The 24,658-nt window shown below is 38.3% G+C and carries 24 protein-coding genes; 1 reads left to right on the top strand and 23 read right to left on the bottom strand.

Annotated elements, in window-relative coordinates; genetic code table 11:
* Nucleotides 1-272: 272 nt before the first annotated feature.
* The 23 genes from ACT29I_RS10820 to ACT29I_RS10710 form a co-directional block, all read right to left on the bottom strand.
* Nucleotides 273-728, bottom strand: coding sequence for a hypothetical protein (locus ACT29I_RS10820; RefSeq protein WP_430932352.1), 456 nt, complete (start codon nt 726-728; stop codon nt 273-275).
* 128 nt (nt 729-856) lie between these two features.
* Complete coding sequence (locus ACT29I_RS10815; protein ID WP_430932353.1) at nt 857-1,774, bottom strand: hypothetical protein; 918 nt, start codon at nt 1,772-1,774, stop codon at nt 857-859.
* Between the two features lie 58 nt (nt 1,775-1,832).
* Nucleotides 1,833-4,907 carry an ATP-binding cassette domain-containing protein gene (locus tag ACT29I_RS10810; RefSeq protein WP_444793412.1) on the bottom strand — a complete coding sequence of 1,025 codons (3,075 nt, stop codon included), beginning with the start codon at nt 4,905-4,907 and terminating at the stop codon, nt 1,833-1,835.
* Nucleotides 4,908-4,938: 31 nt separating this feature from the next.
* Nucleotides 4,939-5,322: a DUF1987 domain-containing protein gene (locus ACT29I_RS10805; protein ID WP_430932355.1), complete on the bottom strand. Its 384-nt coding sequence runs from the start codon at nt 5,320-5,322 to the stop codon at nt 4,939-4,941.
* A 21-nt stretch (nt 5,323-5,343) separates the two neighbouring features.
* Nucleotides 5,344-5,913, bottom strand: coding sequence for a SiaB family protein kinase (locus ACT29I_RS10800; RefSeq protein ID WP_430932356.1), 570 nt, complete (start codon nt 5,911-5,913; stop codon nt 5,344-5,346).
* 24 nt (nt 5,914-5,937) lie between these two features.
* A complete protein-coding gene (locus tag ACT29I_RS10795; RefSeq protein ID WP_444793411.1) occupies nt 5,938-8,544 on the bottom strand; it encodes a PAS domain S-box protein in 2,607 nt (868 codons plus the stop codon).
* 9 nt (nt 8,545-8,553) lie between these two features.
* Nucleotides 8,554-9,324 (bottom strand): hypothetical protein, encoded by a 771-nt coding sequence (locus tag ACT29I_RS10790; RefSeq protein ID WP_444793410.1) that lies wholly within the window; start codon nt 9,322-9,324, stop codon nt 8,554-8,556.
* A 7-nt stretch (nt 9,325-9,331) separates the two neighbouring features.
* A complete protein-coding gene (locus tag ACT29I_RS10785; protein ID WP_444793409.1) occupies nt 9,332-9,898 on the bottom strand; it encodes a chemotaxis protein CheB in 567 nt (188 codons plus the stop codon).
* Nucleotides 9,899-9,918: 20 nt separating this feature from the next.
* The gene (locus ACT29I_RS10780; protein ID WP_444793408.1) at nt 9,919-10,731 is read right to left on the bottom strand and encodes a CheR family methyltransferase; all 813 of its coding nucleotides are present in this window, start codon (nt 10,729-10,731) and stop codon (nt 9,919-9,921) included.
* A gap of 4 nt (nt 10,732-10,735) precedes the next feature.
* Nucleotides 10,736-11,578 carry a CheR family methyltransferase gene (locus ACT29I_RS10775; RefSeq protein WP_430932361.1) on the bottom strand — a complete coding sequence of 281 codons (843 nt, stop codon included), beginning with the start codon at nt 11,576-11,578 and terminating at the stop codon, nt 10,736-10,738.
* A gap of 17 nt (nt 11,579-11,595) precedes the next feature.
* Entirely contained in the window at nt 11,596-13,473 is a 1,878-nt protein-coding gene (locus ACT29I_RS10770; RefSeq protein WP_444793407.1) for a PAS domain S-box protein, read from the bottom strand.
* Nucleotides 13,474-13,567: 94 nt separating this feature from the next.
* The gene (locus ACT29I_RS10765) at nt 13,568-14,689 is read right to left on the bottom strand and encodes a protein-glutamate methylesterase/protein-glutamine glutaminase (protein ID WP_444793414.1); all 1,122 of its coding nucleotides are present in this window, start codon (nt 14,687-14,689) and stop codon (nt 13,568-13,570) included.
* 96 nt (nt 14,690-14,785) lie between these two features.
* Complete coding sequence (locus ACT29I_RS10760) at nt 14,786-15,256, bottom strand: chemotaxis protein CheD (protein WP_430932364.1); 471 nt, start codon at nt 15,254-15,256, stop codon at nt 14,786-14,788.
* A 10-nt stretch (nt 15,257-15,266) separates the two neighbouring features.
* On the bottom strand, nt 15,267-16,169 hold the full coding sequence (locus ACT29I_RS10755) for a sensor histidine kinase (protein WP_430932365.1): 903 nt from the start codon (nt 16,167-16,169) through the stop codon (nt 15,267-15,269).
* Between the two features lie 17 nt (nt 16,170-16,186).
* Entirely contained in the window at nt 16,187-17,059 is an 873-nt protein-coding gene (locus tag ACT29I_RS10750; RefSeq protein WP_430932366.1) for a CheR family methyltransferase, read from the bottom strand.
* On the bottom strand, nt 17,056-17,541 hold the full coding sequence (locus ACT29I_RS10745; protein ID WP_444793406.1) for a chemotaxis protein CheW: 486 nt from the start codon (nt 17,539-17,541) through the stop codon (nt 17,056-17,058). The genes ACT29I_RS10750 and ACT29I_RS10745 overlap by 4 nt, the downstream gene beginning before the upstream one ends.
* 5 nt (nt 17,542-17,546) lie before the next feature.
* Nucleotides 17,547-18,002, bottom strand: coding sequence for a chemotaxis protein CheW (locus ACT29I_RS10740; RefSeq protein ID WP_430932368.1), 456 nt, complete (start codon nt 18,000-18,002; stop codon nt 17,547-17,549).
* A complete protein-coding gene (locus ACT29I_RS10735) occupies nt 18,002-20,035 on the bottom strand; it encodes a chemotaxis protein CheA (RefSeq protein ID WP_444793405.1) in 2,034 nt (677 codons plus the stop codon). Before ACT29I_RS10735 ends, ACT29I_RS10740 begins: the two co-directional genes overlap by 1 nt.
* A gap of 14 nt (nt 20,036-20,049) precedes the next feature.
* A complete protein-coding gene (locus ACT29I_RS10730) occupies nt 20,050-20,421 on the bottom strand; it encodes an Hpt domain-containing protein (RefSeq protein WP_430932370.1) in 372 nt (123 codons plus the stop codon).
* Nucleotides 20,418-20,783, bottom strand: coding sequence for a response regulator (locus ACT29I_RS10725; RefSeq protein ID WP_027472949.1), 366 nt, complete (start codon nt 20,781-20,783; stop codon nt 20,418-20,420). The genes ACT29I_RS10730 and ACT29I_RS10725 overlap by 4 nt, the downstream gene beginning before the upstream one ends.
* 18 nt (nt 20,784-20,801) lie before the next feature.
* Nucleotides 20,802-21,113: a hypothetical protein gene (locus ACT29I_RS10720; protein WP_430932371.1), complete on the bottom strand. Its 312-nt coding sequence runs from the start codon at nt 21,111-21,113 to the stop codon at nt 20,802-20,804.
* Between the two features lie 26 nt (nt 21,114-21,139).
* Nucleotides 21,140-22,849 carry a methyl-accepting chemotaxis protein gene (locus tag ACT29I_RS10715; RefSeq protein WP_430932372.1) on the bottom strand — a complete coding sequence of 570 codons (1,710 nt, stop codon included), beginning with the start codon at nt 22,847-22,849 and terminating at the stop codon, nt 21,140-21,142.
* A gap of 6 nt (nt 22,850-22,855) precedes the next feature.
* Entirely contained in the window at nt 22,856-23,368 is a 513-nt protein-coding gene (locus ACT29I_RS10710; RefSeq protein WP_430932373.1) for a YfiR family protein, read from the bottom strand.
* Nucleotides 23,369-23,545: 177 nt separating this feature from the next.
* Here ACT29I_RS10710 and ACT29I_RS10705 point away from each other — a divergent pair, with 177 nt between their 5' ends.
* Entirely contained in the window at nt 23,546-24,595 is a 1,050-nt protein-coding gene (locus ACT29I_RS10705; RefSeq protein WP_430932374.1) for a hypothetical protein, read from the top strand.
* Nucleotides 24,596-24,658 lie beyond the last annotated feature (63 nt).

The following is a 24,658-nucleotide window of genomic DNA, read 5'->3' as shown; positions in this document are numbered from 1 at the left end:
ATCCCATGGCTCTACAACTACAAACTTGACTTTAGATTTAAATAGTGTAATGTATTCTTGCTAAATAAAATCGTTGATTACTTTCGGGAGCATCCTTCTGGTGAGTTGAAGTTGATGCAACGAAGTGTCTTGATTTAAAGTAATTTCAATGTGTAATAGGATTTCTAACGCCTATTGCGGGTTAAACTCATTGCATTTCCTGGCAAAACAATTTATACAAAAAAAGCGTTGCCAAGGCAACGCTTTTTTTATGGTGTTATTCCAAGTATTGCTTAAAAATTCATTTCTCCTGCCGAGTATTGCTTAACCAAAGACATTACTGCTTTAGAACATCCTTCTTCGCCACCTCTAAACGAGAACACAATGTTGTAAACTTTTGACTTACGGCAAATGAACTCGAATGAATCGTACATTTTTCCGCTTTCAAAATTGCTTACCAACATTTTATCTCCATCGTACAGCTGCATAATTACCTTTTCAGGATTACCCATTCCGTTGGCTGTATTAAACTTATAGTGACTCCTGCTGTTTAAAATGACACTAAACTTCACGAATCCTGTTTTCGTATCTTTTTTTGCTTTTTTTATATCAACAGAAAAGTCTTTCATATACTGGGCGTCACCCATCTCTTTTAAAGCCTTTTTAAGCAAATCGTCGCCACACTGTGCATAATTTGTTGCCGAGAATACGGTTACAAGTAGAATTGCTAAAACTAATATTTTTTTCATCTGCTCAATTTTATTTTTCTTACCTAATAAACATTTAAACTTGACATCACCACTATTATTATGTGTCTGTTGTAAGAATATGATTTACTTGTTAATTCCGGTAAAGATAGTCTTATACATTAAATTACCTATGAAACAATAAAGTCCCTTAAACCACTTATTTCAGCAACAATTTTATCTACTTGTTCGGGCGTAATCTCCACATGGCTAATTTCATCTTGCACGATGATTAAGGTTCCATCTTTCTCGATCCTTTTCGGCTCGCCATATTCCGTTGTTATCTTAACATCGGCATACGCCTGTTTAATTTGCTCCATTCTGGTAACCATTTCCGCAAAGTTAGGATCCTGGCTATAATTCTCTAAAATGATCAATAAAATATCGATGATGTCCTTCTGTTCTGCAATTCTGTTAACTAATTCTGCATCATTGGTTTCCTTGATCACACTTCCGGAGATGTACAAACCTTCAATCCAGGCACCCGTTACAATTAATGTACTTACATTACTTCTGTTCTGTTCTCTAAGATAAGTATCCATCTTATTGAAACTACTTACAGATACCTCCATCAAAGAGTCCAGGTTGTTGCTGTTACTAGCCATTTCCTTTAAAGCGGCGAAATCGAAAAATTGACCCACTTTAATGCCTTCAGCCAGTTCTTTTACCGATAATAAATAGGAAACTACAATATTGTTCTTGTTAAAAGTATTGATATAACCCAAATCGGCACTGAAAACACCCAGGTTAAGTGCTCTTTTAAAGGTTGTGTTGTAGTCATCCACATTTTCGGGTTTGTTCAATATTTTTTGCGAGAAGGCGGCACCAGACTTTTGGATCAACGAGGCCATCTCAACCGGAGAGGAGATGTTTTGAATCACATCGCCCATAATATCTTCCGACAACTGCAACGGTGCCTCTACATCCGATTCTGATATTGAAAAATCATCATCGCCGGCCTCCTTACTCTTTCCGGAATTACCCGAACAAGCAGAGAACAATAATATTCCACCAAATATAGCCGTTGTATAAAATAATTTCTTTAGCATGATATAGGTTGTTTAAATAATAAAAACTTCTGATTTATACTAGATACCTGTTAAAAGGTTACTTTTTTAGATACTTTAATTCTCCAAAAAACTTAAATGATTTACGAAGCAGGTCGAAATAAAGAATAACATACATTAAAACGCTAAATATCCACACCATACATATGTTAAACCAAAGGGTATCGAAATAATGACCCGCAAAATGCTTTTGGGGCGCAAAAAAGTGGGTTCGGATTGACAAGGCACTTTCCGGCTCAGGCAGTTGATAAATGGGGTCTACATTCTGAATTAGTTTGTCGCCCTCCCTAAGTATTTTATTCTTTTCGAAGACCTTACGTACAATATCAGAAATACTTTCGTTGAGATTCTGATCTCTTACCGCATTAAATTGCTCCTTTCCGTATTTAGACATCGCCAGGTTGATCATTTTTTCCTTCCTGGCGGATGCTCTTACGAATCGATTGGTATAATACTCCTTAAGTTTTTCAATATGGGCTGTTAACGACGAATACATTTTAGGGGTAAAACTCTCGGGGGTGAGCTGGTCAACATTGTCAAATTGTATTTCATTAACCCTGGTATTTTCCTTACTTATTTCGTTATACAATAATGCAAGATCCTGCTTGTAACTTTTAGCGTCCTCTTCTGGTTTATTTTTATCGATATGCTTTTTACAAGCATTTAAAATATCATCTACTTCCTGTAAGTAATGTACTATTTTGTAATCTGTAGTACTTTCTTCCTGTTCCACATCAAAAAACAACTTTTTAAACTTGTTGTTTTTGTACTGGTCCACAATAAGTCCTTCGTAAATCCAACGCGCGGGCATAAACTCTGCAATTAAAGGTACTTTGTCGGCACTTGAGATATCCCGGTTAAGTTTATCAAAGGTAAACATGGCGCCACCCAGCACCATTTGCGGAATCATGACAAGTGGAATAAGGATATAAATGGTAACAATAGAGTTAAACGAGGCTGACAATATCAGCCCTAGAATGTTGGCAAAGGCAGAAACCGAGAACAAGGCCAGCCAAAACTCAAAATACATTCCTTTTATGCCCAAAACGGTATTAGCAACGCCCACAAACAATGCCATCTGCAGGGCAGAAATAGTGAACAATATGAGCACTTTAGATACCAGATAACTCGATCGGGAAAGATTTAAGAACGATTCTCGTTTTAATATTTTGGCATCTTTAAAAATTTCTTCGGCACTAACGATCAATCCGAAGAAAAGAGCCACTACGATGCCCATAAAAATATAGGGAGGGATGTTTTCGTTATCCCTAAAAATATACATATTGGAATCGGGATCTACGATATATCGGATCAAGAAAGACAAGATAAGTCCTAATATCGGGGCTTCTAAAAGGTTAAGCAATATGTATTGCTTGTTGGCCACTTTCGAGAAGAAATCCCTGCGTGTATAAATTTTAAACTGCTTTAACCAAGCCGGTATGTTTAATGATTGTGGCGGTGCAGAATCAACCTCCTCAATTTCCGGAATTTTAATGTTTTCCTTATAAAAACCATTCCATTCCTGCGGACTCGTTTTCCGTTTGTTGGTGTAGTTTCCATATTCGTCCAACACATTGGCATCGATAATGTTAAACACCATTTCGGGATTGAGGTTACCGCATTGTGGACATTCCCCCTGATCGCTGTTAATCTGCTCATCCAATTGTTTAAAGTAGATCAGCGATTCACTGGGGTTTCCGTAATAAACCGGGTATCCTCCCGTATCCAGTATAAACATCTTATCAAACATTTTATAAATGTCGGATGATGGTTGATGGATCACTACAAATATTAATTTTCCTTTTAAGGTAAGCTCCCTCAAAAGGTTCATCACGTTTTCCGAATCCCGGGACGATAATCCAGATGTAGGCTCATCAACAAACAATATGGCAGGTTCTCGGATAAGTTCCAACGCAATGTTTAAGCGCTTTCGCTGTCCCCCGCTAATCATCTTATTCAAAGGCGAACCAACCTTTAAATTTCTACGCTCAAATAAACCCAGGCTTTGAAGCGTATCGTTCACCATTCCGGTAATTTCTTCCTCGTTTTTATCTTTAAAACACAGCTTGGCGTTGTAATAAAGATTTTCGAACACTGTTAACTCTTCGATCAACAAATCGTCCTGTGGAATTAGCCCGATTACACCTTCCAATTTATCTTTTTCGGTATGAAGATTTTGGCCATTAATTCTGACCTCACCCACACTAGGGGATTCCGTGCCCGAAAGAACGTTCAGCAATGTTGTTTTACCCGCACCACTGGCACCCATTATCCCTACCAACCGACCGTGCTCCTCGGCCAGGTTTACATCACGTAGACCAACGCCGCCATTTTTAAAAGTAAAACCTAATTTATCGACAACATAAGAAATCTTGGCTGTAGTGGCATCGCTCATAAAATGGCCCACCACATCGGTATAATAGATTGGTGCGCCTGCCGGGAATTTCAAAAAGCTACCTTTGGGAAATAAATATATTCTTCGCTGACTTAACATAAGCCCGTTTAAGAATACTTCCTGGCTACCGGTGTACCTTAAAAAGTACAAATCGGCACTTTTTATTCTTAGGATAAGCACATTACCATCTAGCTTTCCGGTTCTGATGTGCTCCCGTTTAACCCCATGGTATTCGCTGGAGTTAATTACCATTAAATCTTCTATATCAAGCTCTTTAAGGTTGTTGTTTACCACAAAAGCTTCAATGCCCTTTTTCTCTTCTTCGGGCATTCTAAACACATCGGCTGCCGTATTTATAATTGCCATTCGTTGGTCGGTAAACCTTCGGTCGGCATTTATTAGTTCGTACATCCTAACCAGCACTACAACTTTTTGTTCCTTGTTGAGTTGCTTGTTAATCTTTTTACAGATCCCGATTATTCGCACGGAATCCTTCATGGAGGTAAGTTTCACCTTACCAGCTTCGTCGTTGCTACGGTTAACTTTTTTATCTACAGAGTGTTTTTGAAACAAAGCAAAATACGCCTCGACAGCCTCGGCACTTAACTGGCTTTTTAAAAAGTTTTTTACATACTCTATTTCAGTATCTTGCACACCACCATCTTGTTTGGCAATTAGACCAAACAGTTGCATCAGGGCTTTTAAAATTTCTTCACTCATATATTAATGTATCAACAACTACTAGAAATAATTAGTCGGTATAGGCTTCGTACTCAAACGGTATCTCAACAATATCGGCATATTCCTCACCTGCTTCCAACATATCCTCTTCCTCTTCGTGGTAATGCCAGATAATTTTAACCTTGTTGTCGTTTTCCACAATCTCTTCAAACTTCAGTAAAATATCCAAGATAATTTTTGAGGAGGCGGTGTTAAAATATTCCAATTTAATATTGAAATTTGTTTCATCGTTCGGTCCTGCTTCTGCATAAGCGTCAATCCAATCTAAAATTGGCTGATAAAATTGGTTTACATCTTCCGGCAACGATCTTCCTGAAATTTCAAATTTCCCGTTGTCCTTATCCAGAATTACGTTAGGAGTATCATCGGTTCCCTGAATATTGATAACTTCCATTGTTAAATTTTTATTTGTTAATTACTTACTACGTTTAATTGTCGATGTCAAAATAAAAAATGAAACTTCTTCATTAAGTTTCTTAAACTGGTAGCCTAATGCACTACCTGTTTTTTTGGCAATATCGATCAGTCCTAATCCGGCACCACCTTTATCCGAAATTCTACCATCGCGCATTTGGGCCTTGTAAAGTTCCGAAAGACCTTTTTTGTCCAAAGAATTGACTTGTTCAAGGTTGTCGGTTAGTCCCGGTACTTTAGTATTTTTAATAATGTTACCGGTAATAATGTTATAAGAATCTTCGCCTTTACTCACCATAACGATACCGCGACGTTCGTCTCCATCTTCGCCCATAGAATCGGCATGCTTACTTATATTTTGCAAGCATTCAACCATTACATTGAACACTTTCCTCTGAACAGCATTGGATTCCTCGCTTTTGGCCAAATTTTTCTCGGTTAACGAGGTAAAGGTTTTTGTGATTTCTTGTGTCACTTCACCTTCGTAAACCAAGCTAATTTCATTTGTTTTCATAGTTCGGTAAAGCTGGTAAGCAAAATCCAAAAAACTATGGTTGTCAATATTTCCCATTTAACAAATATTTAAAATGCATATTTACAATTCAATACCAATCATCAATACGTCGTCCACTTGTTTTTCCTCTCCCATCCATTGGTAAAAATCTGACGAAAAATGGCGTTCAAAATGTGCCATACTCAAATCGTCGCTTTCTGTTAAGGCTTCCCTGATCCTTTTCGACTGGTATTTACGTCTTCTTTCTCCTCCTAATTGATCGGGTAATCCATCCGAGAAGATAAAAATCTTATCTCCTTCCCGGTAAGGAATTTCGTGATTTTCAAACTCCCTTTCCTTCTTCTTCAACAAAGGTTTGCCTCCAATACCTTTGCGGCTTCCTTTATACTCTGTAAGTTCTCCTTCTCGGAGCAAATACAAAGGATTATGTGCTCCGGCATACTGTATGGTCTTCTTTTCCTTATCGATCTTACACAATGCCAAATCCATTCCATCCCGACCGTTGTTGCCTTCTTCATTCTGCTTTAAAGTGGTCCTAACCCCATCGTGCAGAAGGTCCAATATTTTGGCGGCATTAAAGTTGTTGTCAATATTTACTATGTTATTCAACAAGAAATATCCGATAAAGGATAACAATGCGCCCGGAACGCCGTGACCAGTACAGTCTACGGCTGCCACGTAAAAAGTTTCATCTTTTTGCACAAACCATGGAAAATCTCCACTTACAACATCTTTGGGACGATAGAAAATAAACGAGCGTGGAAAGTGATGTCGAATGAAAGACGTATCCGGCAGAATTGAGGTTTGTATTCTTTGGGCATAATTGATACTGTCTGATATCTTCTTGTTTTTCTCCTTGATATCCTGCTCAATCCGCTTCATTTCCGTCATATCATGTGCTACAAACAATACCGATTCCAGTAAGTTCTCCTCATTCAGCTCAGGTATGGCTTTAATTTGCATTATTTTATCGCCGTGTGGCGAAGTAATTTCCAGCTCATCAATAATTTGCTCTTCGTTACGTTTGATTTCTATCAGCACTTTATTAATAAATCCGATGAACCTTTCATCAATATGCAGATCGTTGATTCTTTTCTTGGTGATCTCCTGGATAGAAAGACCAATAAAATCAGATACCGCGGGGTTGGCATAAACCAGCTTTCCTGTAGTATTTATGCGAAGAATCATATCCGGTGAATTTTCCGAAAGTGACTGCATCCTACTTTTCATCCGTTCTTCTTTCTCCGCTCGTATACGCTCTGTAATGTCCTGCGTATTAAATATGATCCCCTTTATAGCGGGGTCGTGCAAAAGGTTTTTCCCTTTGGTTTCCAGAAACAATTTCTCACCCGATTTTTTAAGATAAGCATATTGTGCCATACTCTCGCCACCCGGTGTTTGTTTTAGATATTCAAACAAGTTGTTAATCGTTCTGTAACCTTTGGGCGTCATCATTTCGGGATCCATTCCTATGATTTCTTCATCATCCCTATAGCCCAGGATTCTTTTTACCGAAGGGCTTTCAAAAACAAGTTGCTGGTTTTCGTCGTATATGGAAATAAACTCAGACGCGTTAGTTAACAAAGCGACCATACGTTTCTGCCCATGCTCTACCTCCTGGATCTTGGATTCCAACAATTCATTGGATAGTTCCAGGTCTTCCTGAGCCATCATCATTTCCCGGGCATTCTCCTTCAGTTTTTCTTCGTTCTGCCGCAGGGTAACAGTCATCTCCTGCGATTCCTTCAGAAGGACTTCCGTTTGCGCATTTATCTTTTGGGCGTAAATTGTTCTGCCAATTATGGAGCTTAGCTCCTGCGCAAATTCAAGTTTATAGACAGGAATATGGTCGTGCATAAACCCTATCTCAACGATGCCTTGCAGCTCCTCCTCCTGCATCAAAGGCAGAATGATCAAGCTCTTAGGTTTTACATCGTTTAACAAACCAGATGTTACCGTAAAATAATCATCCGGAATTTCGGTGCGATAAATCATCGCCTTTTCGTATGCAACCTGCCCCACAAGGCCTTTGCCAATCTCAAACTCCTGATTTATGAATCGCTGCCTGTTAAAGGCATAGGTGGCTCTGCTAACCAGCTTATTTCCTTCTAAAAGATAAAATGCCCCTTGAATACCATCGGTATAGTCAATGATGGCTTTTATTATTTCAATGGAAAGTTCATCAATATTACGATACCTGCGTAATACCTCATTGATGATATCCTTCCCGTTAGTAATCCATTTTAATTCCTCTTCTTTTTTGTTGGTTTCCATCAGGTCCTTAGCCAGGTTCAACAACGAAGAATTATTTTTATTTATGTGCAGGATTTTATTATAGTCGCCTTTACGAATCAGATCGGCTACTTGGTTATTATATTGAAGCTCACCCTTAAGTTTGGCCAATTCTTTTTGCTGCTTGTTTTTTAGTTTTCTGTCATGATTAATAAAAACGACAGCCCCTAACGAAACACCTATTATTAATAGGTCTACAAACCATACCAACCAGGTAGTATGTATTTTAACAATCGTATTCATCGAAAAGGGTAAACGCATAAAATCAATGAATCCAGTCCATGTCATCAAATAAATCACGATTAAAAAAGCAGCTATAAAAAAGCTTTCTTGCTCTTTGATGGATGAAAAGTTGAGATATTCCCGTATGTATTTGTTGATCCTTTTAGCAGGCATAATTTCAATTTATAAAGACATTGCGTCTGCAAGATAATTATTCAAATGTTCCCATTGGTTGTTAATGTACACATGTCCAAAGGTGGCCATTTCTATTAGGCCAATACACTGATTACCTTTGACAATAGGCAATAGGTAAATGTATTTGGGTAATGACGATCCCGAACACGATTCTATATTAAAATAGTCTTCGTCGACGTCTTCAATTAACTTACATTTTTTATCTGCGGCTACTTGACCGTTTAATCCTTCCCCCAAAACAAATTTTTTAGGGTGAATATTCGAATCGAGACCGTAAGTGGCTTTTACGCTAAAACTTTCAGAAAGTTTGTCATAAAGGTAACATACACCCAAACCAAGTTCATATTGCTTTGCCAAATTTGTTAAAACCTGCTTCGCCATTTCATCTTGACCAGCCGATTCCCTCAGTCCTGCAGTTAAGATTTGGCTTATTCTAAGGTATTCGTTTTCACCTGTTTTAAAGTGTGTGCCATCGTTCTTTTTGTGCTTAATTTCTTCTTCCAGTTTAGCTATCTCCCCGGCATGTTCAGTATCTTTTGCCTTAAGCAATTCTTCGTTCATAATATTTTGACTTATGCTTTCCCTGATATGACGGTCGTAGAAATAGACGATGCTTAAAAAAAGACCAAACGAAATAAACTCTACGATAAAAAATTTGGGCATGAACATAAATTCCTGAACAAACCAATATTTAGCTAAAGCCAACAAAAATGCGCCTGCCGCAAAATAATATAACCTGTATAATACTTTTTTACTCATTGCATAATTATTCAAGGCTGTTTAAAAAATTTATGATCCCATCCGGTGATAAAATTTCGTCCGGAGTAAAAAGTTGTAAGGTAGATTTGGTCATGGTTTCCACATCACATGTTTTTGGATCCTGCACAATCGTATGCCCTTTTTTAGTATTTACTTCTTTCATTCCATTAGCACCATCCTTATTGGCTCCGGTAAGAATTATGCCAATCATTTTATCTCTGAATGCGGTTGCGGCCGATGAAAACGTATAATCAATTGAGGGTCTGCTATGGTTGCAAACGTTTTCGGTGGATAGACTGAATGTAGAATCAAATTCAATAAACATATGGTAATTCGATGGAGCCAGGTATACTTTTCCGCCTTCTATTTTGTCTTTATCGAAAGGTTCCACAACCGGTAAGTTTGATTTAAGATTCAACCCTTCGAGCAGGCCGGAACGAATATGCTTTAACCGGTGCATACAGATAATAACCGGATACTTAAAATCGGATTTTATGTTCGAAAGAATTTTTGAGACTATTGAAAAGCTTCCTGCAGACCCTCCAATAACTATTCCCTTATAAAATGTTCCCATATCTTTTATTCTAGATAAATTTATGAAACCCGGTAGATTTGCTCGCTGCTGTCGAATAGAACGAAATCGTGCTCATGTTCCTTCAATAGTTTCTCCTTAATACCCATAACAAGAAAAGCATCCTTATTTAAGCTACGCTGCAAGTGCTGTTCGGCATCCGACTGCAATTTACTATTATAGTAAAGCATTCTGTTTCGGAACAAGGTAACACCTATATTCTCTGCCGGAACAACATTGAAGAAGTTACCTTGTAGAAATTCCACCTGGTTAATCCAGTTTTCGTTGACCAATCGGATATTTCCGTTCCCCTCAACAAAGTGATTTTCGAAAACCGTTCTAAGCTCCAGACGCTTATAATTGTTTTTGTTCAGCTCTAAATTTTTATTGTTAACTTTCCCTTGCTTTATTTGGCTTATTCGCCTGTTACTGTAAACATTACAGTATATTTTAGCCCTCTCCATGAGGTTTTCTTCTTCCAGGATAACGATCAAGGAAAACAGTTCTTCCGCAGAAACGAGTTCGGGAAACCAAAACGATAAATTTCCTTCTTCCAGGTCAGGTAGTATTTTCCCTCTCAATGTTCTCCAGAACGAAGGATCACGGAACATTTCGTTCTCCTCAACGGGAAAAAAATAACAAAAATCGTCGATTATTGTACCGTTTTTGATCTCCTGAATGAATGAACTTGCATTTTTTACCTTTAATTCGTCGAACAAAAAGGCGAACCTTCTTCTAAGGAAAGAAAACGCATAATTGCTGTAATCCATCTTAAGAATCTCGGATAGAACAGCTGTTATTTCCCTTATATCGATTATTGTAGGACCAATTGCCATTAGACTATTTGTACTTTAAATGAAAGGTGTTGCTTTTAGTGTACACCATGCCATGTTTCACAAAACGGGTTTTAAAAAATCCGTGCAGTGCCTCATGGGTACCTAAAATAAGTACACCACCATCATATAATTTATCAAAGAATTTTCTTACAATTTTAAGTTGCAACTCCGGATTGAAATAAATAAGCACATTACGGCAAAAAATAACGTCGAATTTTTGATAAAAAGGTATTTCCTCAACTACCAAATCGTGACGTGTAAACTTTGGAACCCTGTTAATGAAATCTTTAATCTTTATTTTATCATTTTCTTTGTCTACATCAAAGTAATGCTCAAAAGGTTTAGCCTTCGGTTTTATTTTATCCATCAACTTATTGTACACGTCGATGTATTGAGCGTTGAATTTTAAGTCATATTCACCTTTTTTGGCGGCCCTTAAAACCTTGTTGTTAAGGTCGGAAGCAACCACGTTGGCTTTACCCAACAAACCTAACTCATTAAACAATATCAGGTTAGAATACACTTCCTGTCCGGTGGAGCACCCGGCATGCCAAATGTTGATATTATTTTTCCATTTAAGGCCGGGAAAAACATGTTTAAACAAATATTCCCAGGTTTCCTGGTTTCGAAAAAGTTCTGTAGTATTTACCGTTATATCATCGACCAACTGCTCGCAAAAGTCCACATCGGTCTTGGCCCTGCTCAGAAGGTCGCCAATATTTGTATTTTGATCCTTCAGGATTTTATCGATACGCCGCTGGATTGAACTATCGGAATAATCGCAAAAGTTATAGGGCGTATGCACTTTAAGTTCTTGAAGAAAATCTTTAAACGTAATACTACTCACTTTACCACGGTGTAAAATTAAAACAACTCAACTTCCACGTTTTGGATAAACGCTGTAAATGCATGGTCATCTCCAACTTGCGCCTCAGATAGCAAGAACAGTACGGGTATATCGTCACCAAATTTGTTTTTAATATTTACCTCTTTACGCTCCCCTATCACCTTGTTCTCCTCGGTAGTGACATAGGCTTTTACAAAAGGATCTTTTTGGGCGGTTTCGGTGGAGAATAGCGTTGAAATATGTTGACCCAATACTTCATTTCTTTCGTAACCCCAAAGTTTTTCGGCGGCCTCATTAAAGAACTCCATTATACCCTGTTTGTTGGTAGTAATGATTGCATCAAGTGCACCTTCCAACATTTTTTCGTTTCGTATTTTAACGGCCTCTATTTCTTTAAACTGCTCCTTCATCTCGTCGCGGGCCTGTTCCAGCAAAACGCCCAGTTCTTCCTTAGAACTCTTCATCTGCTCTTCCATACGAACCTGATCGGTAACATCGTTCTCGAGACTCAATATTTTAACAATATCGCCGTTGTTATCAATAACAGGGGTATAAGTTGCCAGTAAAAATATTTCCTCGCCCAATTTGGTCCTTCGTCGAACCCTTCCTTTAAAATTATGACCGTTTTTAAGGTCGGATAATATTTTGGTAAGCTCATCAAGCTCATCTTGGAAAAAGAATATTTTCAGGTTTTGCCCCTCTATTTCCTCCGGAAGATATTTGAATGTTCGCAAGAACAGCTGATTCACCGAAATAAGTGATCCATCGGTTTCGAACTCGCAACTGATTGCGGAGTTGTCAATAGCTTCCAGGATTCCCTTCATTTCTACCTCACGTCTGTCCGACTCTTCCTGCGTGGCCTGCATTTCTTCCAGATTTTGTCGTAACTCTTCTTCTTGCTGCGACATTTTCTCGGCCTGTATTTGTGTTTCGTGCAGTAGTTTTGTGGTTTGAATATTAATTTGAACAGCAGATATTGTTGAGGCAATACTTTCTGCGGTTTTTTCTACAAACTCAATTTCAAAAGGCTGAAATTCGCTGAAAGATGCGAGTTCGATTACACCATAAATTTCATCATTCACCTTAAGGGGGACAATGAGTAAGGCTTTTGGGTTGGCCTCACCAAGACCGGATGTTATGGTAACATAATCGTTCGGTAAATCGGTAATATAAATGGTCTCTTTTTCCAGTGCGCATCTGCCAATTAATCCGTCGTCCCACTTGACTTGCTTATCGGCATATTTTTTTCTGTCGAAAGCTATGCAAGCCGTGAGTTCAAAAAACTTTTCGTTTTTATTGTTTGCTTTGGACAGAAATACGCCTCCCTGGTTAATTTTTAAATAATTTACCATGTAACTGATAATATTGTATGAAAGCACCTCCAGGTTATCGTTGTCCTTGCGCAGAATCTCTGCAAACTGCGCTAATCCCTGTGTTACCCAGGTTCGTTGTTCTTCCTCAACCCTGCCTTGCTCCTGTTCCTTTTTGCTTTTTATTAAATAGTCGCGAAGTTTTAACAACGATTTGCTGAGCTGATCCTTTCTTTCCGAACCAATATTTACTGCATCCAGATTTCCGTGCCTCAGGTTATTGACAAACTTAAGGATCATATCTGATCGCTTGGCCTCGGCCTTGATAGACTTGCGCTGTTTGCGAATAATTTTTGTAAACGAAAGTGCCAAAGCATATCCTATGGTACCGGTCACAAACGGCAACAATACCAATAACCACATTCCGGGAAACAGATAAAACATATCCGCCATGCTTCCATTGGTTTGCAGTAACACTTCAGAGTTCCGGTTCATCAGGATCACCCCTATCACAACGAAAAATCCGAACAAAATTCCCCTAAAAGTATATTTCCCTAAAATACGCGACAATTCAAGCTTTTTCACAATGATTGTATTAAAATTTACAGACCTTTTTATAAGGTCCGGCGAAATTATAAACTTTTTATCACAATACCACTCCAATAAATAATGGTAATGTTTATATTAACTTTAACAGGTAAGGCGCCATCTCATCCAACGACATGATTTTATCGGCAGCACCTAACCTAGCAGCTTCTTTGGGCATTCCATACACAACTGAGCTGCTTTCGTCCTGGGCAATGGTATGTGCTCCGGATTCTTTCAGCTCGAGTAGGCCTTTGGCGCCATCATTGCCCATTCCGGTCAATAATATGCCCGTGGAATTTTTGCCGGCATAGCGCGACGCGCTTCTAAAAAGTACATCTACCGAAGGGCGATGCCTGTTTACCAAAGGACCGTCCTTCACCTCTACAAAATATTCTTTACCCACCCTTTTAAGCAGCATATGATGATTCCCCGGCGCAATTAAAACTCTCCCCTGGTATAACTTATCTCCATTTTTAGCTTCTTTTACTTCCAGCTCGCAAATGTTATTGAGACTGTTTGCAAATGATTTTGTAAAACCCTCGGGCATATGCTGTACGATAGCTATTCCCGGTATTTTATCCGGCAGGTTTTTAAGGAAATGCCTGATTGCCTCAGTACCTCCTGTTGATGCTCCTAGCACAATAACCTTATCGGTAATGGCAATACGGTCTGAAACAGATCCCCGATCCAGAATTACATCTGCCGAATATTTTGGCGTAACCTCTAATGAGTGCGCCGGTGTTACCCCGGGTTTAAGTCTTGAGGGCGCTGCGCTTATCGTGGCACTACCGGACATTTTTTTGCGGGTAAGCTTGGCCTGTGCCGAAGCTTTCACAGCATCACATATCATAATTTTGGACTCATTGATAAACTTCGCCGCATTCATGGCTGGTTTACCAATTATTTCAGAAGCACCATATTCCAGGGCTCTCATGGCAACCTCGGTTCCTTCAGTAGTTAACGATGAGATAATAACCACAGGAATAGGATGTTGTGACATTATTTTTCGCAAGAAAGTCAATCCATCCATGCGCGGCATCTCGATATCCAACGTGATCACGTCAGGTATCTCTTTCATGATCTTTTTTACCGCAATAATTGGATCCGCCGCAGTCCCCATCACTTCAATTTCAGGATCAGACCCTAAAATGGAAGACAGACTCTGTCTGACCACCGCTGAATCATCAACTACTAATACCCGTATTTTATTCATCCTCATAGAACAAGGTTAACAAAAATTATTTTTATCTACTATCGCAAAGAAATATAAAAAAAATTAACGGTACATTTAATTCAAAGCTTCTTGCATTTAATCTGTTTTTTTATCCAAAAGCTTGTGCCTTACCTCACCGGTATCGGTGAAGAAAATAATCTTCCTACCCCGTTTTCCTCCTGTGGAGGAGGATACTACAGGTATCTTTCTTTCCTCAAGCATTAACTTTGCCACCCTAATATTTCTTTCGCCGATCACGGTTTTAGAAATTCCGGTTTGCAACAATTCGCCTCCGCCAAATACTTTTGCCTGCAAGTTTTCAATCTTCGATCCCAAAAAAAGCATCCTATCAATTAATTTGTCGATAGCGATATTGCCATATTTTGGTGATGCCAAATCGTTACCGTTCCAGTTGGGCAACATAAAATGGTTAATGCCTCCAATTTTTAATTTAGAGTCCCATAAGCAAACCGCCACACACGAACCTAATATGGTTTTTACCAGGTACGGCTCCTTACTTACAAACAAAGAGGAAGGATATAAAAAATGTTGTAAATATTGACTCATCTATTCATCCTTAAAAAATCTCGTCCTCTTCATCAAAGAATATATCGTTCCCATCACCGCTAAATCCATCCACAATATTTCTGGCTTCTGGCACGCTAATGGTAAAGGTAGACCCTTCTCCTTTTTGGCTCGAAATTTCGATCGAACCGCTCAACACGTCCAGTAAAGCCTTAGTAATGGATAAGCCTAAACCATGACCGCGATTAATTGAGTTAATTCCGGTATCCAACCTTTTAAAACGCTGGAAAATTGTATGCTGATTCTTTTCGGAGATGCCCGTACCAAAATCCTGAACTGAAATTTTCAATACATCATCCTCGTCCAACCAAACCGAGATTACCACTTTGCTATCTTTGTAACTATATTTTAACGCGTTGTTAATTAGGTTACTTAAAATAAGTTTTAGTTTTTCCGAATCGGTTTTAAAATAAAAGTTTTTACCAAAACCATGATCGATATTGAACTGCATATCGAATGAAATACCCATTTTTCGACTGATGATGTTGAATGAATCCACCACTGTTTGAAGCAAGCTTCTGATATTTACCTTGGCAATGTTTGGTGCTATTTCACCGGCTTCTATTTTGGCTGCCACGAAAATATTCTTTAACTGGAAGTCGAGGTTAAATGCTTCCGAGTGAATTAGCGCTACCATGGAAACCACCTTCTTCCAATCGTGTTTTTCAACAGACAATATGGCTTTCGACAACCCAAGAATAGAAGTAAAAGGATTCACTATTTCGTTTGATATATTGGATATAAAGTGACTTTTTAACGCTTCAGAATCTTTCAGTTGTTTTGAAACACTCTGTAATTCCATTGTAAGTTCCTTTATTTCCTTTTCGCTACTTTTACCATTGTCAAGGCGCTGTCTGAGCTCCTTAAGCAATTGTCTGTCTGATAAGTTATTCATGGTTATCGTTTTGTGCTTTATTTTTTTCTGAAAATTGTTGGTTTAATATGTTCCAGTGGTACGTTCATTCCGGTCAACGACTCTGAATGTCCGATAAAAAAAATGCCGCCGGTTTTTAGGTGCGAACTCAATTTATTGATCACACTTTCTTGTGTGGCTCGGTCGAAATATATTAAAACGTTTCGGCAAAATACCACATCAAACTTCTGGTTTATATTTGTGTAATTCGAATCCATTAAGTTTAAATACTTCAAACTCAAATTACTTTGTAACTCTGGTCTTACTTTAACAGTAGGGTTTTGCTGATCCTTACTTTTTAATAAATATCTTTTTTTAAGTTCCAAAGGAACAATGTCTACTTTATTACTTGCATAAATGCCTTTGGCTGCTTTACTTAATACATTCTGCGAAATATCGGTTCCTAACATTTGGTACGTAAAAGAGGGATGCTCTCTCTGGTACTCGCTCAACGTTATTGCCACGGTATAAAGTTCCTCGCCGCTGGAACAACCAGCACTCCAAACTTTAAACGGCTCCCTTGTTTGTGTGCCGGTATACTCAGGCAAAACATTGTTCTTCAAAAAATCAAAGTGAACCGGTTCTCTGAAAAAATCCGTTTTGTTGGTGGTTACAACGTTTAAAAAATTAAATATTTCCTCTTTTTGTCCGCCGTTACTAAACAAATAGTCTTTATACTCGCTATACGACTTCATGCTCAGCTGCCTGATCCTTTTCAGCAACCTTCCTTGCAACATCACCCTTTTAACCGGTGGCATTTTTATACCAAACTCGTTATATATGAAGTTGCTAAACGCCTCAAAGTCCTTTTCGGACAGTTCTGCCTTAAAACAGTCAAGCTCCTTTTCGTATATTTTACCCCGGTCTGTCACTGCTTCTTAATCTCCTCAACCTCCTTACACAAACTAATAATTTCGTTAACGCTGAATACCTCATCCGAATTCAGGATTAGATAAAAGTGTTCGTTTATGTTGATGGTAGCCTGGATATAATTTGGGCTATAATCATTGTGGATATTCTTAAAATCTTCTTCAACTGCTTCAAAAACATCGGTTACTGCATCGGCAAGAATCCCCATCCTGAAGGAAGAGATATCATCCTTGCGTTTTACATCGATGATAATAATGCAGGTCAACGGCGTTACCTCAATAGGAATCATGCCAAACTTTACACCTGTATCGATAACAGGGATTACCTCATCTCTGTGATCGATTACACCAGCCATAAAAGAGATGGACTCCGGCATGTTACGTGGTGCTTCGTATTCGCGTATTTCGTTTACCCTTCCAACATGAATAGCAAAGGTTTCTGATCCCACTTTAAATGACAGATATGAATTATTAATATCTTCCATATCAATTAGTTTTTACTTTCTATTTGTGATAAAACATGCTTTAAGTCTATCAGGTGGACAAATTCTTCCTTTTCCTGAACCGTACCTTCAAAGGATTCTATTAAACCCATTCTATTTTCGAACGCGGCCGGTTTTATTTTTTCCGATGGAACTTCGAATACTTCCTTTACCAGATCGACCAAAATACCGAACTGCGATTCCTGCTTATCCTCAGGCGACACAATAATGATGGATGTATCCTTTGTACGTTCAACTTCTTCCAATGCCATAATCTTGCGCATATCGGTTACAGGAACAATATTGCCATGCAGGTTAATAACACCCAAAATAAACTCGCGGGTATTAGGTACCCTGGTCACGTTTCCTTCGTAAGGAAGTATATTACGTACCTTAAGGCTATCGAAAGCAAAGGTTTGTTCTCCCAGCCCGAAGGAAATTAATGTTTTAAATTCACCTTCCATTATTTGTGTAATTTTTGGTTCCAATGAAAATGAACGAGTCTGTTGGTATCTACAACCATAGAAATGGAACCGTCGCCCATGATCGAAGCTCCTGAAATCACTTCCTGGTCTTTCAGCAGTTTCCCGAATGGCTTTACCACGGTTTGGTATTCTCCTATAACCTCATCAACAATTAACCCAATTTGCTTATCTTCATATTTGATTTGAATGATATGTTCCTTTTCGCTTGTTTCTGGTTCGTTAAAAATACTCCTCATCCCAATTACAGGAAACTGCTCTCCATCCAAAGTAATCACATCATTAAATATGCTTTTTCTGTCCTTGTTTTCCAGCGGGTATATTTTTTCGATGGCCGAAACCGGAATTACATATTGCGACTGGGCCACGGTAACCAGCAATCCATCGATAATGGATAAGGTTAAAGGTAACTCCAGGGTTAAAGTTGTTCCTTTATCCACTTCAGAATCGATGGAAACCTCGCCCCTTATTTCACCAATCTTTCTTTTAACAACATCCATACCCACGCCTCTCCCGGATAGGTCGGAAACCTGTTCTTTGGTAGAAAACCCGCTCATGAATACTAAATCAAGGATTTCTTTTTTACTAAGTTCAACGCCTTCGTCAACTATTCCTTTATGAATGGCCTTATTTAAAATAAAGTTAGGGTCGATTCCCTTTCCGTCGTCAATAATTTTAATAATCACATTGGCACCTTCGTAATAGGCCTTAAATATGATATTACCTTTTGGGTTTTTGCCTTTTTTAATTCGTTCATCGGGCATTTCAATGGCATGATCCACACAATTCCTGATCATATGTAACAGGGGATCGGTAAGGTGCTCAATAATATTTTTATCCAACTCAATGTCGCCGCCCTCGATAATAAAATCTATTTCCTTGTTTAACTCCTTTGATAAATCACGCACCAGACGCTGGAATCTCATCAAATCGCTCTGGATAGGGATCAGACTAATTTCAAATGCGCTATCTCTTAATTGCCGTGTTAGTTTTTGAATGTTTTCCGAAAGGGAAATAATTTGTGGTTCCCCACTTTTTTCGGCATATAAGTTAAGTTGTGCCTGAATGGTTACCAACTCGCTAACCAGGTTCACCAGTTCGTCAATTTTGGAGGAAGCTACCCTGATACTGGAAATTTTATGCTCTTTTAGTTGTGCTTTCTTTTTTTCCGGGGATACCTTTTTTTGTTCACCTGACCAAGTTATTCCCTTGAGCAATTCGGCCGTTAGTTTTTCCTCGTTACGCCGGCATTTTGCCATTATCTCTTCGAACAAGGCGTTTTCGGTAATATTGCCATCAAAAATTTCATGGATGGTTAAATCGCATTCATCTTCAACAAAGATAAACACATCCTGTATCTCGTTAAGCGCTTCGGATGTGTTTAAAACAATGTCCCAGGTAACAAAACATTCCTGCGGATTCATGTCCGCCAATTCAGGAACCTTTTCATCGTTGAACAAAACCACTGCTTTGCCCAATGCATGCAAGTCATCCAACAAAAACATTACGTTAGTCCCGTTTTGAAGAATGTTTGTATGGGGCTTAAAGTTTATCAGATATGTTTTGGAACCATCCGACTCTATTTTTACCGCGGCATCGGCATCGCTGTTTTTTTGACTCTGAACATCATCCTGGGGTTTGGAAACCAATTCTTGAACTTTACGGGTTAAGCCTGCCAGTTCCTGCTTTTCCGATTCATCCGTTAAATCACCAACATCCAATAAGTGTTTAATCTGGTCGATAGCATTAAACGTTACAGAGATTATTTCATCCGAAATAACCAGTTTTCCGTTACGAACCTCATCAAAAACAGTTTCCAGATGGTGCGTAAATTCGCTCAAATCATTAAATCCGAACATGGCGCCACCGCCCTTAAGCGAGTGCATGGCTCTAAATATCCGTTCAATTATTTCCTTGTCTGTCCTATCATCTTCGAGAAGCAACAAGGCCTCTTCGAGGTCGTGCACATTGTCGAGAGATTCTTCAACAAATTTGGCTCTAAACTTATCAATCATGCGCCTGCATTTTACTAGATTAGAGACTCAAAAAAACGCAAAGATTTACTAACGTCTTCCGAATCAAGGTTTCTCTGTTGGTTATTACCCAGCTCCGCTTTTAACGCAGGTATGAGCTTAATGGTATTGGATACAATTTCGTTTGATAAAGAGAGGTTTCCGTTTTTGATAGCATCATAGACACGCTCCATTGGTATGGCAATATCATCCAGCCCATAAATACCCAACATTGGCGCAGTACCCTTTATTTTGTGCACTGCCGTAAATATTTTTTCAGCAACACAATCTAAAGGGTTACCGAGGGATTCGGCACCTAAATCCATCTCGATGGAATCGAGATCATGTAGCGTATCGCTGATAAAACCTTCTTTTATCTTTTCTATCATCTTAAAACTCTGGATATCGCACTTAAAAGTTTGGCAGGAACAAAAGGTTTGATAATCCACCCCGTGGCACCGGCTTGTTTTGCTTCCATCTTTTTAGCTGCTTGCGATTCTGTTGTCAGAAATAAAATAGGAATATGCTTGTAGGCATCAATTTCGCGCACTTTGCGAATCAAACCTAAACCATCCAGGTTAGGCATGTGTAAATCGGTAATGATAATGTCGATGGTTCTTCCATCTAAAAATTGAAGTGCATCCTCCCCGTCAATACCTACCAATACTTCGTACCCTTCGTTTTGTAGGGTAAAATTAACAACTTCCCTGATGCTTTCAGAATCGTCAACAATAAGAACTGTCTTAGCCATAATTAGTAAATGTTTATTCTATAGTTTAAATAGGTCATTAAAACCTGCGTTGGCAACCAAGGTACACGCTTCATCGTTAAATGTACCCTCTAAATTAAAATCGAGCCTCTTATTTTTATAAGCCATTTTAATAGCGAGAACAAGTTGAATAAATGTGATATCGATTCTCGTTGGATTGTCGACCTTTATATGTAGTTTTTTTGAAAAGTCAAGCGTTTTAAGCAACTCTTCTTTTATGGTATCGGCATGATTAATGATTAAATCACCGGAAATGATCATTTCCTGTATATCACTATCATCCTTCATTTCAACTGAAAATGGTTTATCCATAACTTGCAGGTTTATTACAATACGTTCTAAAATTTTTCGTAATTATCCAAGTCCATTTCTCTTTCCAGGTTGATCAAATCACCTATTTCCGGAGAAACTTTGGTTTTTTTCGGTTTTCGTTCCACGCCTGGTTCAGATAGCTTTTTTTCTGTTTTCTTTACGAAGGACTTTGGGATGGATGTGCCAGTCTGCATCATATTTTCGTCACCAATGGTAAAGAAACTCACCGATTCTTTCAACCTGTCTGCCAAAACCGCCAGCTGCTCCGCACTCTGCGTTAACTCATCCGACGAGGAAGCATTTTCCTGTGTGATCATGTTTAACTGTTGCATGGCCATATTAATTTGCTCTGCACCTGTTTTTTGTTCCAAACTGGCTGCCGAAATTTCTTTAATGAGCTGTGTTGTTTTTTGAATATCGGGTACCAGCAATCGCGATTTCTCGCCAGCTTCCTGCGATACCTTTAAACCACCATTTACCAAACTATGAATTTCATCGGCTGCTACTTTACTTCGCTCGGCCAGCTTACGTACTTCGGATGCCACTACCGAGAATCCTTTTCCATGTTCTCCTGCACGGGCGGCTTCTACGGCTGCATTCAATGCCAATATATTGGTTTGAAAGGCAATATCTCCAATAATCGTAATCTTTTCTGCCACACTTTTCATCGAGTCCGCAGCTTCCGAAGACAGTTTATCTGCCACATTAACATCTTGTGCCGTTTCAACCGTAATTTTTTCCGTCTGCACCGCATTTTCCGTGTTCTGATCGATATTGGCTACCATCTCCTCAATGGAAGTGGATACTTCTTCGGCAGATGCAGCCTGATCGGCAGATCCCTTGGAAAGCTGCAAAGAACTATCTTTCACGTTCTTGCCACTGGACACCAAGTCATTTGCGTTTTCTTTAATTGAAATCACAATGTTTTTGATATTAGTGGCCATCGCCTTAAGCGCATCTGCAAGCTTACCTATTTCATCGTCTTGCTCTATCTTAAGTTCTGCCGTTAAATCACCATTCCCAATGGCCTGGGCGAATTCAACTCCTTTAGTTAATGGCAAAACAATACTTTTATACAACCAGTATGCAATAACCACCGAAACCACAACCAATAGCAATATCATTACGACCACAAATCCATTGAACCAGGCAAATGAAGCATCCATTTTATTAAGCGATGCAGTGTTTAAACCGTTAAACTTGTCTACTAATACGGTAAGTTCCTCCACAATCTTATTACTTAATTTAATTATCTCTCCGTCTTCCTGAACCATTGGTTCCACCTCAAATATTACCATAACATCATCATAAGCCTCAAACGAATTTAAACTGTTCATTACATATTGATGTTTTGTGAACAGTGAGTCTGTTTTGCGCTTAATTGCGTCAAAGGCAGCTTGATCCGACTTTTCCCAGTTGATTTTATTGTTTGTAAGCCTTTCTATTAACTCAGGATAATCAGTGGTATGTAAATTTTCAAGCACCACTTTATCCGCGGTACCCGGTTGCCTGTCAATAAAAACCCAGCTTTTAATTAAAGCCTTCGAACTGATAACCATATCTTTAAGTTGCTGTATATTATGTTCAGAAGGACTATATACACCTGTAATCTGATCACTTAAAGCCCGACTACTATTTAAGGTAAAATAAGTAGAAACACCGTTTATAATAATTGCCAATAGCAAAATACTAAAACCAGCAATCAGTTTTTGAGCAATATTTAATTTTATCTTCATTTAGTTTTACTTTTTTATAGCGGCTGTCATATTTGTGAGTTTAGAGCTTACACTCAATCCGAGGTTTTGCGCATTTGAATGGTGAATCTCAAACTTTAAATTGTTTTCTCTCACCACAAAATTGATAACAGCTCCATGCTTAGTAGCTCCTTCCGTTTCCGCAATTAACAATGAACTTTTACCAATTTTGGAAAAAAGGTTTTCGGAATGACGGGGAAAATTAACACTGGAGGCAACATACAGCACCTGGCAATCAGTCACTTCATCAACTGATTTAAACTGTTTTACAACAACATTCTGGTAACCAAACTTTTTGCCAGCTGATTGCTTTATTAAGTATTCTGCAATTTTTACATTTTTTAAAACGCCAATTACAAAATCTCCTTGTTTAGCATCATCGGGCCATCCGATATACCGGATGAAATTTAAAGTAAATACAGATTTGTATTTTTCAACTTGACTAAAACCTAGCTTTGGAACAGTAAAGGTAAGTATTAAAAGCAACAAGATTTTTTTCATATCACAACACCATTTATTGTTTGTTTTACTCCACCCTGTTACGGTCAGTATTGTAAATAGGTTACTTTTTTTGTTTATAAAATGTTGAAAAATACCATGCGTACTAAAAAATAACTTCTTCAAATGATACCTTAATCAATAAAACGAATAAATTTGCGCCAAATTAATTTTTTAGGGATGAGAATTGTAAATCTTATTAGCGCACAAGCGGGTAATTCATTTAAAAACAGGGTTAAAAACACCCTTCATCATATATTAAAAAGCAGCGACGGTACTTCTATTGTTAAGTTAGATTTTATCGTCAATAATTCCGATCCGGATCATTTTAACAAAGAATATGAATGTATTGAAAATGCGTTAAAAAATGTTTTCAAAGATAAAATACCAGCCTTTTCAATCATTTTCCAGAATATTTGTAACAACGAGGAATTTGTAATACAGTACCAATTGTATGATAAGGCCGAAGTACAATATAAAAAACTCCTCAACCATTATTATGTAACGGTAAAACATGGCGCCGGATTAGAAGTATTTTCCGGGGCTATCTCATTCAAAGAAGATTCACTTTTGTTCTCGGCACAGCGATGTTTTGATTTTGCGGAACAAATTTTGATGGCTGAAGATTTAAATTTTGGTCATATTTACCGCCAGTGGAATTATATACCTGAATTGAATGGCTCCTCGGATTATGATCATCATGAAAGAGGAAACCTTCACATTTTCAACGAAATCAAGAACTTTTTTTATGAAGAAGCCTTATTTGTTAACGGGAAGCCTCTTGTAAATAATATTCATAATTTAGGCGATACGCTGGTAATTGAATTTAATGCGTTTGCCAAATTTCGAGAAGCCGCAAGTTCAAAGTTAAATCTGGATGATAATACTTTGATAGAGGATAAGGGTATAAAAAGCAAGTTTATTTACAATGGTAACAATGAATTCTGGTATACAAGTATTTCTGATTTGAACCAGATTCCGGCAGATATTGAACAACAAACGATACAAACGCTAAAGAATATTTTCTCGCATAAAGATATTTGTAAGTTGGCGTTAAACGTTCAAAATCATTTTAAGTTTATTAGGGTTAATATTAAAAATAACGAAGACTATAACAGGGTGGAAGAAATAGTGCGTGGTTTATTACCGGATGTTGAAACGGTTATTACCAGCCGCGAATTTCATCAACACAATTCATTGATAGAAATAGAGGGATTAATTTCCTGCTAGGGTTCTACCCTGTCTGCCCCGATTGGCAGGATACAACACTATTGCTGAAGTATTTCAAATTAG

Origin of the sequence: Saccharicrinis sp. GN24d3 (assembly GCF_052400645.1) — a bacterium.
Taxonomy (GTDB): domain Bacteria; phylum Bacteroidota; class Bacteroidia; order Bacteroidales; family Marinilabiliaceae; genus Saccharicrinis.
The sequence above is the reverse complement of the archived record's forward strand: the minus strand, read 5'-3'. Positions and strand labels throughout refer to the sequence as shown.